Annotated in this window: 18 protein-coding genes and 1 pseudogene; all 19 read left to right on the top strand. The window is 47.8% G+C overall.

The annotated features are described in order from the left end of the window. The 19 genes and pseudogenes from QUA42_RS23105 (at window position 1) to QUA42_RS23195 (ending at window position 14,089) form a co-directional block, all read left to right on the top strand. A complete protein-coding gene (locus tag QUA42_RS23105; RefSeq protein ID WP_333140422.1) occupies window positions 1-1,062 on the top strand; it encodes a zinc-dependent alcohol dehydrogenase family protein in 1,062 nt (353 codons plus the stop codon). A gap of 88 nt (window positions 1,063-1,150) precedes the next feature. Beyond that, window positions 1,151-1,360, top strand: coding sequence for a hypothetical protein (locus QUA42_RS23110; protein ID WP_333140424.1), 210 nt, complete (start codon window positions 1,151-1,153; stop codon window positions 1,358-1,360). A gap of 265 nt (window positions 1,361-1,625) precedes the next feature. Further along, window positions 1,626-1,979 carry a nuclear transport factor 2 family protein gene (locus QUA42_RS23115; RefSeq protein ID WP_333140426.1) on the top strand — a complete coding sequence of 118 codons (354 nt, stop codon included), beginning with the start codon at window positions 1,626-1,628 and terminating at the stop codon, window positions 1,977-1,979. Window positions 1,980-2,108: 129 nt separating this feature from the next. Next, window positions 2,109-2,864, top strand: a complete 756-nt coding sequence (locus QUA42_RS23120) for an SDR family oxidoreductase (RefSeq protein ID WP_333140428.1) — start codon at window positions 2,109-2,111, stop codon at window positions 2,862-2,864. A 132-nt stretch (window positions 2,865-2,996) separates the two neighbouring features. Continuing rightward, on the top strand, window positions 2,997-3,680 hold the full coding sequence (locus QUA42_RS23125; RefSeq protein WP_333140431.1) for a type 1 glutamine amidotransferase domain-containing protein: 684 nt from the start codon (window positions 2,997-2,999) through the stop codon (window positions 3,678-3,680). Continuing rightward, window positions 3,677-3,946: an SDR family oxidoreductase gene (locus tag QUA42_RS23130; protein WP_333140433.1), complete on the top strand. Its 270-nt coding sequence runs from the start codon at window positions 3,677-3,679 to the stop codon at window positions 3,944-3,946. Before QUA42_RS23125 ends, QUA42_RS23130 begins: the two co-directional genes overlap by 4 nt. After that, entirely contained in the window at window positions 3,837-4,736 is a 900-nt protein-coding gene (locus tag QUA42_RS23135; RefSeq protein WP_333140455.1) for an NAD(P)/FAD-dependent oxidoreductase, read from the top strand. The genes QUA42_RS23130 and QUA42_RS23135 overlap by 110 nt, the downstream gene beginning before the upstream one ends. Window positions 4,737-5,061: 325 nt before the next feature. Further along, window positions 5,062-5,958: an alpha/beta hydrolase gene (locus tag QUA42_RS23140; RefSeq protein WP_333140434.1), complete on the top strand. Its 897-nt coding sequence runs from the start codon at window positions 5,062-5,064 to the stop codon at window positions 5,956-5,958. Window positions 5,959-6,284: 326 nt separating this feature from the next. Continuing rightward, on the top strand, window positions 6,285-7,148 hold the full coding sequence (locus QUA42_RS23145) for a dioxygenase family protein (RefSeq protein WP_333140436.1): 864 nt from the start codon (window positions 6,285-6,287) through the stop codon (window positions 7,146-7,148). 30 nt (window positions 7,149-7,178) lie between these two features. Then, a complete protein-coding gene (locus QUA42_RS23150; RefSeq protein WP_333140438.1) occupies window positions 7,179-7,643 on the top strand; it encodes a lipocalin-like domain-containing protein in 465 nt (154 codons plus the stop codon). Beyond that, the gene (locus QUA42_RS23155) at window positions 7,600-7,917 is read left to right on the top strand and encodes an alpha/beta hydrolase (protein ID WP_333140440.1); all 318 of its coding nucleotides are present in this window, start codon (window positions 7,600-7,602) and stop codon (window positions 7,915-7,917) included. The genes QUA42_RS23150 and QUA42_RS23155 overlap by 44 nt, the downstream gene beginning before the upstream one ends. 231 nt (window positions 7,918-8,148) lie before the next feature. Beyond that, window positions 8,149-8,718, top strand: coding sequence for a DUF981 domain-containing protein (locus QUA42_RS23160; protein ID WP_333140442.1), 570 nt, complete (start codon window positions 8,149-8,151; stop codon window positions 8,716-8,718). Window positions 8,719-8,768: 50 nt separating this feature from the next. Further along, entirely contained in the window at window positions 8,769-9,686 is a 918-nt protein-coding gene (locus tag QUA42_RS23165) for a dioxygenase family protein (RefSeq protein WP_333140444.1), read from the top strand. A gap of 255 nt (window positions 9,687-9,941) precedes the next feature. Then, complete coding sequence (locus QUA42_RS23170; RefSeq protein WP_333140446.1) at window positions 9,942-10,778, top strand: alpha/beta hydrolase; 837 nt, start codon at window positions 9,942-9,944, stop codon at window positions 10,776-10,778. 106 nt (window positions 10,779-10,884) lie between these two features. Next, window positions 10,885-11,778 carry a pirin family protein gene (locus tag QUA42_RS23175; protein ID WP_333140448.1) on the top strand — a complete coding sequence of 298 codons (894 nt, stop codon included), beginning with the start codon at window positions 10,885-10,887 and terminating at the stop codon, window positions 11,776-11,778. After that, window positions 11,771-12,184, top strand: a complete 414-nt coding sequence (locus tag QUA42_RS23180) for a hypothetical protein (RefSeq protein ID WP_333140450.1) — start codon at window positions 11,771-11,773, stop codon at window positions 12,182-12,184. The genes QUA42_RS23175 and QUA42_RS23180 overlap by 8 nt, the downstream gene beginning before the upstream one ends. Before the next feature lie 58 nt (window positions 12,185-12,242). Then, a complete protein-coding gene (locus QUA42_RS23185) occupies window positions 12,243-12,632 on the top strand; it encodes a cupin domain-containing protein (protein WP_190737417.1) in 390 nt (129 codons plus the stop codon). A gap of 173 nt (window positions 12,633-12,805) precedes the next feature. After that, window positions 12,806-13,240 (top strand): annotated as a pseudogene (locus QUA42_RS23190) (SgcJ/EcaC family oxidoreductase); the annotation flags it as partial. Between the two features lie 123 nt (window positions 13,241-13,363). Further along, window positions 13,364-14,089, top strand: a complete 726-nt coding sequence (locus QUA42_RS23195; protein ID WP_333140453.1) for an alpha/beta hydrolase — start codon at window positions 13,364-13,366, stop codon at window positions 14,087-14,089. The last annotated feature ends 296 nt before the right edge of the window (window positions 14,090-14,385 follow it).

Raw genomic sequence — 14,385 nt, forward strand, 5'->3', positions numbered from 1 at the left:
GTGCTGACTTACGAAGTTAGGGAGAAATTACCCACGCTGAATAGTATTGAAATCCCGTCACTGTTTATTCTAAATCAAGGAGAGTTGGCACAGATGGAATCTATGAAAGCAGCCGTATTAACTGCATTTGGTGATGCTGAGAAGTTTGAAATTCAAACGGTTCCCATACCAACACTGAAGGCGAATCAGGTGTTAGTCAGAGTTTGTGCAACCTCGATTAACCCGGTCGATTACCAAACTCGTCGTGGTGATTACAAGGAACTGGTTCGATTACCCGCCATCCTTGGAGTCGATGTTTCAGGGGTGATTGAGGCAATTGGCGAAGCTGTGACTGATTTCAAGGTGGGAGACAACGTGTATTACTCGCCACAAATTTTTGGAGAATTCGGTAGCTACGCTCAGTATCATGTGGCTGATGCAGCGATTGTTGCATTGAAGCCTGCAAATCTATCGCACATTGAAGCAGCTTCTTTTCCGCTTGCAGGCGGAACTGCTTGGGATTGTTTAGTGACTAGGGGCAATCTACAAGTTGGTGAAACAGTTCTCATCCATGCGGGTGCGGGTGGAGTGGGTTCGATCGCAGTTCAACTCGCCAAAGCGATAGGGGCATACGTCTTTGCGACGTGTAGTTCTAGAAACCGAGATTTCGTGACAGAACTGGGCGCAGATCGAGTGATTGATTACAAAAATGAAGATTACGTAGAAGTCATTCGTCAAGAAACAAATGGACTGGGTGTGGATTTAGTTCTAGATACAATCGGCGGAGAAACAATTCAGCGTAGTCTAGAAATCATTCGTCCCTTTGGTAGGCTTACAAGCATTGTAGACATTGCAGTACCGCAATCGCTTCTTGAAGCATGGGGTAAGAATATGACAATTCATTTTGTTTTTTCACCCCAGTACCGAGCAAAATTAGAGGCTTTGACAAAACTCATCGAGCGTCATCAGCTTGGCCCAGTGATTGATTCAGTATTTTCTTGGGATCAGGTCGTTCTGGCACATCAGCGTATAGAACAGGGAGGAACACGGGGCAAAGTTGTGCTGAAGTTTACAGACAATTAGACCAGCTTTATGGTGTTGGTAATTGCTAAACGGATCGGAGTTTGATTGTGTGCTGAAGGTCAATCTTGATTGGGACAGGAGAAACAGGATGATACTGCAAGATAAAGTGGTGTTAGTTACAGGAGGAACATCGGGAATTGGCAGAGCAACTGCGTTAGCGAAGCTTAACGAAGTTATCGCTTTTGGTACTGCTGTTGCAAAAGTTGTCTTCGGCGACAAACCCGGTGTAGAAGGGGAAGAAACTGCTGCTCTTATTTGCGAGACTGGAGCGGATCGCTTGTTTTCAATCGCACAGTAATATCCTAAGAATCTGAAAGAAGTTAAGTGTTGGAATTCACTACACTCAAGTTAGTTAGGACAAAGATGAACTGTACACAAAGTATATCAACGTCGCATAACAAACCCATTGCACACCAACCGTACAAAGGTGGTTAACTGAGTACGAAAGATTCCTGGTAACGGGTGAACGGGACCGATCGTCGAGCCCGTTGAGGAGAGAGAGTGATGCACCGGTAGAGAGACCGTTCCGTTAAAACATTCACTTGAACAGAGGAGGGATTCAGATGTCAGAGAAAAATAAAGTAATCTTAGAAGAGGCAAATGCGGCGAACGCAGCAGGCAACTATGAAGGATTCTTGTCATTCTGCACCGACGACACGCAATGGACGTTTGTAGGCGACAAGACCCTCAACGGAAAAGAAGCCGTTCGCCAATATATGGCAGAGACATACATAGAGCCGCCAAAGTTTACTGTCACCAATTTAATCGCTGAGGGTGATTTCGTCACGGCACTCGGCGACATCACACTGAAGGACGAAGATGGGAAGGCGGCTCATTACTCGTACTGCGATGTCTGGCGCTTTCGCGGCGACAAGATGGTCGAGTTAAGGGCTTTCGTCATCAAAACCTCGGTTTGACCCGCCGTCGTCGTTTACGTCGTTTTCAACCTGCTCACTATCCCGGTGATGGCAATCGCTGGCAGGGGCTGAGATGCGATCGGAGTTCAATTTTTGAAAGTCAATATTGATTGAAACAGGAGAAACAGGATGATACTGCAAGATAAAGTGGCTTTAGTGACTGGCGGAACATCAGGAATTGGTCGTGCAACTGCGATCGCTTATGCCCAACAACAAGCAAAGGTAGTGGTAGTTGGTCGTCGAATGGATGAAGGTGAAGAAACTGTTCGATTGATTCAGGAAGCTGGCGGAGAGGCGATTTTTGTGCAAGCAGATGTCACGAAAGAAGCAGATGTTGAAGCAATGGTTGATAAAGCGGTTGGTGTTTTCCGTCGGTTAGATATTGCCTTTAATAATGCAGGAACTGTCGGCGAAAATCCCTCACTGATTGAGCAAACAGAAGCGGAATACGATCGCATGATGAACGTCAATGTCAAAGGCGTTTGGTTGTCGATGAAATATGAAATCGCTCAGATGTTGAAACAGGGAAGTGGTTCAATCGTCAATACGGCATCTGCGAATGGAGTCATTGCACTTCCTGGGGTACCTCTTTACACTGCGAGCAAACATGCGGTAGTCGGTTTAACAAAAGCTGCTGCGCTCCAATACGCCAAAGCGGGTATTCGCATCAATGTCGTTGCACCAGCAGCAATCGAAACAGATATGTTTGAAGCAGCTACAGGTGGCCAGGATGAAGCCAAAGCTTACATGGTAGGACTTCACCCGATCGGACGGGTTGGAACACCGCTTGAAGTTGCAAATGCAGTTCTGTTTTTATCATCTGACCTGGCATCGTTCGTAACAGGTGAAACATTGATGGTGGATGGTGGGTTTGTAGCGCAGTAGTCGATCGACAGTGCGAAACGTTGCGACCAAGTAGCGCTCGACACCGATATGTTCTCACACCAATACTGAAGGCGAATCAGGTGTTATGCAGCGAGAAGGTTCGTGTTTGAGTTCTTAAAAAGGAGGTTTGCTATGAAGATTCTCATTGTTCTCACGTCTCATGACCAACTTGGCGATACCGGAAAGAAAACGGGCTTCTGGCTGGAAGAGTTTGCTGCTCCCTATTACGTGCTGAAGGACGCGGAATCAGCACTCACGCTAGCCTCACCGAAGGGCGGTCTGCCGCCGCTCGATCCGAAAAGCGAAGCACCCGAGTTCCAGACCGAGTTAACGAAGCGCTTCCGCACAGACACCGCTGCACAGGCTGAACTTGCCAACACGAAAAAGCTAGCCGACGTGTCCGCAGACGATTTCGACGCAGTTTTCTACCCCGGCGGACATGGCCCGATGTGGGATATGCCCGACAACGCGACATCCATCGCACTGATCGAAGCCTTCGTGAAGGCCGACAAGCCAATCGGTGCAGTGTGTCACGCGCCAGTTGCGTTGGTCAATGTGCGCGGAAAGGACGGCGAGTATCTAATCAAAGGCAAGCGCGTGACCGGGTTTACGAATGCAGAAGAAGAAGCGGTGGGCTTGACCGCGGTCGTACCTTTTTTGTTGGAAGACCGACTAAAGGAACGGGGTAGCATCTACAGTAAAACCGCCAACTGGGTTCCCTATGTCCAAGTGGACGGAAGGCTCGTGACCGGACAGAATCCGGCCTCTTCGGGACCTGCAGCGGAAGAGTTACTGAAGTTGCTTCGCTCTGTTTGATCTGTGCGGTAGTAGGCTTAACAAAAGCTGCTGCGCTGCAATATGCCAAAGCAGGTATTCGCATCAATGTCGTTGCACCAGCAGCAATCGAAACAGATATAAGTGACTGTCTATCCAGTTGGAGAACAGAAAAAGATGATGAACCAAAACAAAGAGATTTACGAGTGCGTCATTGTCGGTGGCGGTTCCGCTGGACTCAGTGCGGCACTACTTTTAGGCAGAAGTCGCCGTCGCGTGTTAGTCTGCGACAAAGGGAATCCGCGTAACGCTCCCGCACACGAGGCGCACAGTTTTTTCACCCGCGATGGCATCAGTCCACATGAACTTTTGAGCATCGGGCGCGACCAACTCAAACCTTATAAAAGCGTTGAATTTCAAGCGATCGGGGTCAAGGAAATCAACCCATCCGGCAATCAATTTGAAGTTGTGTTTGAGGATGGCACGATTAAAAAAACGCGCAAAATTTTGCTGGCTTTCGGGGTAATGGATGAATTTCCAGCTCTCGAAAACTTTGGTGATTTCTGGGGCAAAAGCGTGTTTCATTGTCCCTATTGCCATGCCTGGGAAGTGCGCGACGAGCCGCTTGCCATTGTTGGAAATGGCGAAACGGGCATCGAAATGGCGGCATTGCTGAAAAATTGGAGTGCTGATTTAGTCCTCTGCACCAACGGCAAAGCCGATCTAACCGCTGATCAAAGGACACTGTTGGAAAACCACAAAATCCTTGTTCGCGAAGAGAAAATCATCCGACTTGAAGGCGATAACGGACAATTAGAAAACATCGTTTTTGAGACAAACGAGAAAATTGCACGTCGCGGAATACTAATCCGACCAAAGCAAACACTCCGTTCAAACCTAGCTGAAAAGTTAGGCTGTGAGTTGAATGAATTCAATTTAATCAAGACGACTAATGTTTTTAACGAAACTAGCGTCAAAGGCGTTTATGCGGCAGGTGACATCACTTCACCCATGCAAGTGATCACCGCTGCTGTTTTTCAGGGTAGCCTTGCTGCTGGCGGCTTAAATCACTCTCTGATTATGGAAGATTTCGTCTAAATTAAGGCAATTCAATCTTCATCAGAACAAGCATCGTGGCTGGTCTAGTTTCATAGACCAAGAGAGTAGGGAAAGTCATGCGTGTTAATTACATATCAAGTCTACAGAGCGATCTAATGATGCAGTCTTTGTGGTGGTGGGTTAGTAGCGCAGTAGTCGCTCGGCAGTGCGAGATGACAACACTTGCAGGCAAAGTTGCACTGGTAACAGGTGGTTCTCGCGGTTTAGGAGCGGCGATCGTAGGGTATGCGAAAGGTGTCCAAGATTCCAAATCTGAGCGTCGAAGCTTAGTCGGAAGAAAATCAAAAACAGAGAGAACCGTACGATGAAAATACGCTACGGGTTTCGACAGGTCGGCGATGTCGAAGTGTTCTACCGTGAGGCGGGGTCAAGCGATGCGCCAGTAATACTGCTGTTGCACGGCTTTCCAACCGCTAGCCATATGTTCCGTGACCTGATCCCTCTCCTTGCCGATCGCTTTCGGCTCATCGCGCCCGATCTACCTGGTTTTGGGCAGACCAAGGCACCGTCACGCGGGACGTTCGACTACACGTTCGACCGCCTTACCGACGCGATCGAGGGCTTCACCGATGCTTTGTCGCTCAATCGATACGTACTCTACATCTTCGACTACGGTGCGCCAGTAGGTCTGCGTCTGGCGATGCGCCATCCTGAACGGATATCTGCGATCGTCTCGCAGAACGGCAACGCTTACCTGGAGGGTTTCAGTGACGAATGGGGTTCGTGGGAAACCTATTGGCGCGAACCGAGCGCAGCGAACCGGGAAGCCTGCCGACCCTCGCTCGCACCGGACACAATCCGGAACTGGCAGTATGGTACCGGAGCCGATCCAACCCTTTTGTCGCCCGACGGCTACGAACTCGACATCGCCTACATGGGGCGAGCGGGCGCGGAGGAGATCCAGCTCGATCTGATCCTCGATTACCGCAACAACGTCGCGCTCTATCCGGATTTCCAGTCCTACTTTCGTGAGCAACGTCCGCCGCTTCTCGCCGTCTGGGGTCGTCATGATCCGGCATTTCTGCCCGCTGGTGCTGCCGCTTATCAGCGAGATCTCCCGAATGCAGAGATTCACCTGCTCGACGCCGGACATTTCGCGCTGGAGACTCATGCAGAGGAGGTGGCAACGTTGATCCGCGCGTTCCTCGACAGAACGCTCGGTTCCACGCTGCGTCTTGAAGGTGATTGCACAAGAATCTGACAAAACACCCTAAGAATCTGAAAGAAACCGAGCATTAGGAGTCATTACACTCAGACTATGAAAACAGCAGATAGGAAGCAAAAACACATTCTTCGCGATAAGGGACATTCCATGAAGCTCTATCATATGCCCGGTGCCTATTCGCTGGCTGATCTCATCGTTCTTGAATAGATTGGTATGCCGCACAAAATCGTCAGGATGAGTCTTGAAAGCATCAAGTCACCACACTATAGCTGTAGCCAATTAGATTAGGACACAGACTATAAGTCAAGATAGTTGCCGTAAAACAACCATTATTAATCACGTAACTAAAAAGGAGTTTAATCGTGCAGAGCATCACAATTGACACTATCACTGAAGCCGTCATTAATCATGGCGATCGTGGCAAATCTCACCCGCGACTCTATGACATTTACACGAGTTTGGTTCGACATTTGCATGACTTTGTGCGTGAGGTGAATCTGACAGAATCAGAATTGCAGCAGGGACGTAATTTTCTCAACCAGGCAAGTCATCACACTCAAGAGATTCCCACGGGAGAGATCCATCTGTTAACGGATCTACTAGGGATTTCAGAGTTGGTAGAATTGCTGCACGATAAGCATCGCGGTACAGAAAGCAATTTAGAAGGACCCTTGTATGTGCCGAATGCACCAGAACGGCAGATGGGCGATCGCTTAGGTATTGATGCAGAAGGAGACTCACTTTTCCTGTCAGGCAGGGTTTTAGATTTGAACGGTCAACCGATCGCCAATGCTCTGATTGATGTTTGGCAACCCAACTCCAAAGGATTATATGACATCCAAGATCCATCTCAGTTGCCGGGGAACTTTCGGGGACGTTTCAAAACGAACAAGAGTGGAAAGTATATGTTTGAAACCGTCGTGCCATTAGGTTACAAAGTGCCATCCAGTGGTCCATCTGGCGAATTGCTGCGACTCTTGGGACGGCATCCCTGGCGGGCGGCTCACATCCATTTCAAACTCAGTGTCCCAGAGTATACTTCGCTGACAACACAAATTTTTATTGCTGGCGATCCTCACCTGGATTCAGATACAACCTTTGCAGTTCAATCGGCGATCGTTCAATTGCAAAAACATGAAGCACCAGACGAACTCAAGGCACACAATCAAAGTAAGCCGTTTTACACGACTGAGTTTGATTTTGTGTTGAAACCCGCTACTCTCTAGCGGAGAATCATCAAGCAATGGTTACACATTATGTCTACACCCTCAATCCAGAACAATCTGCTAATTGGCATTTGGAAGTTAATTTCTGCAACTGCCATTTACGCTGATGGAACGGTGACTCCAGACGTGTATGGAACTCATCCGGTTGGCTACATCACTTACACATCAGATGGTCACATGATGGTGATGTTTTCTAGGAGCGATCGCTCACCGCTGAGTCAGGAGGTCAGATCACCGCTGACTCCCCAGATACAATCTTTACCCGTGGAAGAGCTTGCTCAAGCATTTACAACATTCAATGCTTACGCTGGAACTTATACGTTGAGTGGTAACACAGTAACTCACCAGATCAAAATTGCATCAATTCCTAATCGGGTCGGTACAACGTTAGTTCGCACTTTTACTCTGAGTGAGAGCCGAGTGACGCTGAAAACGTTGCCAGTTTTGAGTGATGGTGTTGAGACGGTTTTCGAGTTGGTGTGGGAGCGCATTTAATTGCTTTGTCATTGCACCGCAAAAGCCTTTAAGTTTCTACAACTTTGCGACACAAGAGTATTTCCGCAAATATCAGCCACCGACCCTGATTGTTTGGGGTAAGAACGACCACATCTTCCCTGCCGAAGGCACTTATCCCTACCAGCGCGACCTGAATGACGTTGAGTTTCATTTACTCGATACCGGACATTTTGCTCTGGAAGAAGATGGGGATGCGATCGCCAATCACATCACGCAATTTCTCGCATCACGGCTGCAACCCATCCCTGTCTAATAAGTGCGAAGATTGCTGGGCAAGCGCTTTCGTATTGGCTATGTTCACCTGATGGTGATACAGCCTCGCCTGCCCCCCTACAAACTTGAGATTCCTGATCATTATCGTTTTAGTGCTGTGGTGAAAGAGTATTTCTGAAGCCAAAACTGGTACACAAAGCAATGCGACAGGCATTGCATACTTCAGTTTTTGTCTAAGTCTTAACAAAACCGAACATTTGCAGGAGGTCTAATGTTTATCGATTACCTTACACTCATGCTGATTAATCTATCGGCTGGACTCGCTCTGTTAGCTGCCTATGTGTATTTTGGTCTTGGTACTTCAAATCAGAAACGCTGGATTCCTGGTTTTGGTGTAGTCGGCGCGATCGCTTTAGTCACTGGCTTACACATGACTTTTACCTGGCCCATTATTGGTAGTTTCAATGTTGCCTATGGTGAAACAACTGTTCTGTTTGGCATTTTGTTTGTAGGAACTTCCCTAACTCTGGCAATGGGTTGGGAATTATTTACCCTGGGCATTTATGGATTCTTTGCAGGACTGGTATCGCTTCTAATTGGCTTTCGCATCATAAACCTGGGAATAACACAACTTCCTTTGCTGTCAGGAACTGGGTTCATTCTCGTTGGCTTAGGAGGAATTTTTTCTGTACCAACCCTCTCTCTCAAATCAACCCTGCTCTTGCGAACTATTGGAGCAATTGTGTTAAGTGTGGCGGCTCTCATCTTTGCTTATATCGGATTGACTGCCTACTGGGCGCATCTTGCGGACTTTTCAAAGTGGACACCCCTGCCAAGATAGTCGCCGTAAAACAACCATCATTAATCATGTAACTAAAAAGGAGTTTAATCGTGCAGAAAATCGCACTTGACACTATCACTGAAGCCGTCATTAATCATGGCGATCGCGGCAAATCTCACCCGCGACTCTATGAAATTTACACGAGCTTGGTTCGACATTTGCATGGCTTTGTGCGTGAGGTAAATCTGACAGAATCAGAATTGCAGCAGGGACGTAATTTTCTCAACCGGGTCAGTCATCACACTCAGGAGATTCCCGCTGGAGAAATGCAGGCGTTAACAGATCTACTCGGAATCTCAGAGTTGGTAGAATTACTGCACGATTCGCATGGCGGTACAGAAAGCAATTTAGAAGGACCTTTGTATGTGCCGAATGCACCAGAACGGCAGATGGGCGATCGCTTAGGCATTGATCCAGAAGGCGACACGCTTTTCCTGTCAGGCAGTGTTTTAGATGTGAACGGTCAACCGATCGCCAATGCTCTGATTGATGTTTGGCAACCCAATTCCAAAGGATTATATGATGTCCAAGAGCCATCTCAGCCGTTGGGGAATTTTCGCGGACGTTTCAAAACGAACAAGAGTGGAAAGTATATGTTTGAAACCGTCGTGCCACTAGGTTACAAAGTGCCAAGCAGTGGCCCATGTGGCGAGTTGCTGGGACTCTTAGGACGGCATCCCTGGCGGGCGGCTCACATCCATTTCAAACTCAGTGTTCCGGAGTACACTGCGCTGACAACACAAATTTTTATCGCTGGCGATCCTCACCTGGATTCAGATACAACCTTTGCAGTGCGATCGGCGATCGTTCAATTGCAAAAACATGAAGCACCAGACGAACTCAAGGCACACAATCAAAGTAAGCCGTTTTACACAACTGAATTTGATTTTGTGTTGACACCCGTTACTTCAGCCGAAGACTATAAAGCAACAGCTGAACAACATGCCTACACCATTGATTCAAAATAACCCGCTAATTGGCATTTGGAAGTTAATTTCTGCAACAGCAGAATCAAAGCCATCTTAGAGGCGGCAAACGCGGCAAACGCGCTCAGGCAACAATGAAGGATTCTTGTCCTTCTGAAGCGATGATACGCAATGGATTCTTGCCCGATCTTGAAGTCTGCTTAACACAGCATTGTTAAGACGGTGCTCGATCGCTGCATAAAAATTGTGATGCAACAGACAAAAACACATCCTCAATTTACAACGGAGAAACCTCTCATGCCTTACATTACCGTTGGTCAAGAAAACTCTGCAACCATCGATCTCTACTACGAAGATCTTGGGACAGGTCAACCGATTGTACTGATTCATGGATTTCCATTGAACGGACATTCCTGGGAGAAGCAGGTTTTAGTTTTACTGAATGCAGGATATCGAGTAATTACCTACGATCGCCGAGGATTTGGCAACTCCAGTCAGCCATCATCTGGCTATGACTACGATACCTTCGCCGCCGATTTGAATACACTCATGACCAAGCTTGACTTGCAAAATACCGTGCTGGTCGGTTTCTCAATGGGAACAGGTGAAGTCACACGTTATCTTGGCAAATACGGCTCAGAGCGGGTGCAGAAAGCCGTGCTGATGGCTCCCGTTCCACCGTTTCTGTTAAAGACAGACGACAATCCAGAGGGTGTTGATCAAAGTGTCTTCGATGGCATTATGAAAGCGATTGTTGACGATCGTCCAGCTTATTTTTCTGCCTTTTTCAAAGAGTTCTTCAATGTTGATGTATTGCTTGGCGATCGCATCAGCAATGAAGCAATTCAAGCCAGTTGGAATGTAGCAGTAGGGGCTTCTGCTAAAGGGACTTTAGACTGTGTACCATCCTGGCTCACCGATTTCCGGGATGATCTGCCCCGCATTGATGTGCCGACTCTGATTATTCATGGAGATAGCGATCGCATTCTGCCGCTTGAGTGCACCGCAGCAAGACTTCCAAAGCTGATTAAAAACAGTCAACTGGTTGTCATTCCCGGCGGGCCGCACGCCATTAACTGGACTCACGCCGATCAGATCAATCCCCTGTTACTGAACTTTCTTCAGCAGGAATAATCAGCGATCTGCTGCATTTCTGGCTTGTGAAAAAACTTTGTGATTCACCCCGTTGAGTCAGGCTCAAATGATACACATACTTGTCTAGTTCTGAAGAGGCAATTCTATGACTGTCCCCACTCAAACGTCTCGAACCGTTGCCGGAGTAATCAACAGCGTTGAAACACTCGAAGGGGCCGGATTTCTTGTACGTCGGCCCTTTCCCAAAAGTAGCTTCTCTGAATTTGACCCGTTTCTCCTCCTCGACGAGTTGGGTCCGATTAATCTAAAGCCGGGACAAGCAAAAGGTGCACCCGATCATCCGCACCGGGGCTTTGAAACCGTCAGCTATGTCTTGGATGGACGGTTAGAACACAAAGATTCTGCGGGGCACGCCGGGCTACTAAATCCGGGTGATGTCCAGTGGATGACAGCAGGTGCCGGGGTCGTGCATTCCGAGATGCCGGAGTCAATGTTTACCCAAACTGGTGGACGGCTCCACGGCATTCAACTATGGGTCAATCTGCCACAACGAGACAAAATGATGCCGCCCCGCTATCAGGAAATTCCAGCGGCTCACATTCCGGTAGCTCAAACCGAAGATGGGTCTGTGACGGTGCGGGTGATTGCGGGAGAAGCGTTAGGGGCAAAAGCCGTAATTCAGACGCGCACGCCGATAACCTACCTCCACTTCACACTGCAACCAGGGGCAACGATAATCCAGCCTGTACCCAAAGAGTACAACGCCTTTGTCTATGTACTGGAGGGGTCTGGGTTGTTTGGGACAGAGCCAGCGCCTGGTGATGATGGGCAGATGGTGCTCTTTTCTCAAGATGGAGAAGATGTGGTGATCTCCAACCCTGCTGATGCTCAGCGTCCTCTAGATATTCTGCTGATTGGAGGTGTACCCCTTAACGAACCAGTTGTGCGTTACGGTCCGTTTGTCATGAACACTGAAGCTGAAATTATCCAGGCGATCAACGACTACCAGGAAGGAAGGATCGGACGGATTCATGCTTAACACATCTCAATATCGGATTAGTCAACATCAACGCTTGAGTGAGTTACGAATCAAACTACTGCATCTGCACAAGCTTTTACTAAATACTGAGCGTCTTACCTATGAGCAAGTTCGAGGGCAAGTTTCTAGAGGTGAATTGCTACAACTGGTGATGAGTCATGAGCAGTTTGCCTGGTTGCATCGACTCTCAGAATTGATTATCCAAATCGATGAGTTGCTTCATGCCGATGAATCTGTTACATCAGAGGCAATTGAAACGATCGACAGTGACATTCGTACACTGCTCAGCCCCGACGAATTGGGCAATGAGTTTGCCATGAAGTATAATACGGCACTTCAACGCCACCCCGATGTCGTATTAGCTCATGCGGATGTCGTGACGTTGCTGACCTCTGACAGTATTTAACATCCAAAATTCACAGATTCTGAACTTGCTCCGATTGTGTAATTGCAAACCTAAACGTATGCTGATCCAAAAACTAAACGACTGTGAAGAAATTATCGCTGGAGATGGAACTGTTCTGCGCGAACTGCTTCATCCTGACAAACAAGACATCAACTTGCGTTACAGTTTGGCGCATGCGATCTTGCCTGTTGGCAAAACTTCGATTCCCCATTCTCTAAAGACTTCTGAGGTTTATTACATCATTAGCGGTGTTGGAGAAATGTCGATCGACAGTGAAGTTTGTCGCATTGAACCAGGCGATACGGTTTACATTCCTCCAAATGCAATCCAGTTCCTTCACAACTATGGCGACGAACCTATTGTTTTCCTTTGTCTAGTCGATCCAGCTTGGCGCAAAGAAGACGAAACGATTTATGCACCTGAAATTGAGGCAACCGCATCACTCTAATCCAATCGCTCAAAACTATGAATTCACAAACAGCTCAAACCACCACTACTGCTGACGAGTCGGCAATCCGTGCTTTCCTTCACCAGATGATTGATGCTGGGAATTGAGGTAGCGGGGAAGGCTTTGCTGCCCCGTTCAGCAAAACTGCCGATTTCCTCACGTTCGAGGGCACACATCTCAAGGGTCGAAAAGAAATCGCTGCATTTCATCAGCAAGCATTCGACACGGTTGTCAAAGGAACACGCTTGGAGGGTGAGGTGAATTTTGTCCGCTTCGTGAACTCGCAACTCGCGCTCATGCACGTAGTTATCAGGGTAATACTGCCCGGACAAACCGAAACTTCACCGTCACGAGATTCGCTGCCGCTATACGTCGTAACGAAACGCGACGAAGGTTGGCAGATCGAAGGGTTGCTCAATACCCGGAAGTTAACGCTAGAACGTCAATTCTTCTTAGACGACTTTGACTCCCTGAGCGCAGAGGCTCAACGTCAAGTAACCGACCTCGTTGCAGGTCTCAAGCAGCGTCATCAAGCAGATCAATCTCGAGTTCTTAATAATGATCGCTGGTTGATCCGATTTCTGCCGAGATTGGCGACGAAATTTTAGGGCCACCTGGAACTTTACCTTCCGCTGCTACAGAAACGTAATGAATTCGTTGCAGATAGCAAAGGAGAAACTTTTAATGTCATTAGAACAGAATATTCATCCCGCATTGCAAGGAGTCATCCAATGTCAACCTTTGTCTTAGTTCACGGCTCGTGGCACGATGGTTCTGCTTGGAACGCGGTCATCCAACATCTAGAAGCGAAAGGTCATCAGGCTTTTGCTCCCACGATCGCGGGTCATGGTAAAGACGTGAATAAAAACGTCAACCATGCTCAATGTACCCAGTCGATCGTCGATTACATTGTTGAGAAAGACTTAACCGATATTGTCTTACTTGGACATAGCTTTGGTGGCAGCATTATTGCCAAAGTTGTTGAAGCAATCCGCGATCGCATTCGACGGCTAATCTTTTTCAATGCCTTTGTCCTGAATGATGGTGAGAGCCTCAAAGACAACATCCCACCTGACACTCAAGCGTTACTCGACAATCTAGCGAGAGAATCGGACGATAATACGATAACGATGCCTTTTGAGATTTGGCGAGAAGTGTTTCTCAACGATGCTGACCTCAAACTGGCTCAATCCAGTTACACACAATTATCCCCTGAACCGTATCAACCATTGATTGACAAGCTGGACTTGAAGCAGTTTTACTCGCTATCGATTCCTAAAAGTTACCTCTACTGTACAGAAGATACTTGCCTGCCCCAAGGCGAGTGGGGTTGGCATCCCAGGATGTCTAGCCGCTTGGGGCTATTTCGGCTCGTGCAAATGCCGGGTGGTCATGAGGTGATGTTTTCTAACCCAGTCGGTCTAGCCGAAAAGATTATTGTCGCAGGGCGCGACTAGCCGCGACAGTTCATCACAGGTATTTGAGAAATCATCGTAAGAATCTGAAAGCAATCAGGTACTTCGACTCACCACACTTTAGAGATGCCGAGTTCCAGTAGACAACCTAGAGGCTCCATTACGCTCAGTCACTCCGGAAGCGATCGAGCGAGTTTTGGCAGCGGCACCCAAGTATGGCATCGAATTCATCGCGTGAATTAGATTACAAACCTCTTTTCTACATACAGCAGATTGCAAGTTTATAGATGACAGTAGCAGCATTTAGTAAACCAGTTTTTTAGATGTTGAGGATTTAT

Source organism: Microcoleus sp. Pol11C2 (assembly GCF_036701505.1).
GTDB lineage: Bacteria > Cyanobacteriota > Cyanobacteriia > Cyanobacteriales > Microcoleaceae > Microcoleus.

Excerpts from the sequence above, each read along its gene's own strand:
- QUA42_RS23170 (WP_333140446.1), top strand. The coding sequence starts at position 9,942 with ATGCCTTACATTACCGTTGGTCAAGAAAACTCTGCAACCATCGATCTC.
- QUA42_RS23150 (WP_333140438.1), top strand. The coding sequence starts at position 7,179 with ATGTCTACACCCTCAATCCAGAACAATCTGCTAATTGGCATTTGGAAG.
- QUA42_RS23110 (WP_333140424.1), top strand. The coding sequence starts at position 1,151 with ATGATACTGCAAGATAAAGTGGTGTTAGTTACAGGAGGAACATCGGGA.
- QUA42_RS23155 (WP_333140440.1), top strand. The coding sequence starts at position 7,600 with ATGGTGTTGAGACGGTTTTCGAGTTGGTGTGGGAGCGCATTTAATTGC.
- QUA42_RS23125 (WP_333140431.1), top strand. The coding sequence starts at position 2,997 with ATGAAGATTCTCATTGTTCTCACGTCTCATGACCAACTTGGCGATACC.
- QUA42_RS23115 (WP_333140426.1), top strand. The coding sequence starts at position 1,626 with ATGTCAGAGAAAAATAAAGTAATCTTAGAAGAGGCAAATGCGGCGAAC.
- QUA42_RS23185 (WP_190737417.1), top strand. The coding sequence starts at position 12,243 with ATGCTGATCCAAAAACTAAACGACTGTGAAGAAATTATCGCTGGAGAT.
- QUA42_RS23175 (WP_333140448.1), top strand. The coding sequence starts at position 10,885 with ATGACTGTCCCCACTCAAACGTCTCGAACCGTTGCCGGAGTAATCAAC.
- QUA42_RS23120 (WP_333140428.1), top strand. The coding sequence starts at position 2,109 with ATGATACTGCAAGATAAAGTGGCTTTAGTGACTGGCGGAACATCAGGA.
- QUA42_RS23140 (WP_333140434.1), top strand. The coding sequence starts at position 5,062 with ATGAAAATACGCTACGGGTTTCGACAGGTCGGCGATGTCGAAGTGTTC.
- QUA42_RS23180 (WP_333140450.1), top strand. The coding sequence starts at position 11,771 with ATGCTTAACACATCTCAATATCGGATTAGTCAACATCAACGCTTGAGT.
- QUA42_RS23195 (WP_333140453.1), top strand. The coding sequence starts at position 13,364 with ATGTCAACCTTTGTCTTAGTTCACGGCTCGTGGCACGATGGTTCTGCT.
- QUA42_RS23160 (WP_333140442.1), top strand. The coding sequence starts at position 8,149 with ATGTTTATCGATTACCTTACACTCATGCTGATTAATCTATCGGCTGGA.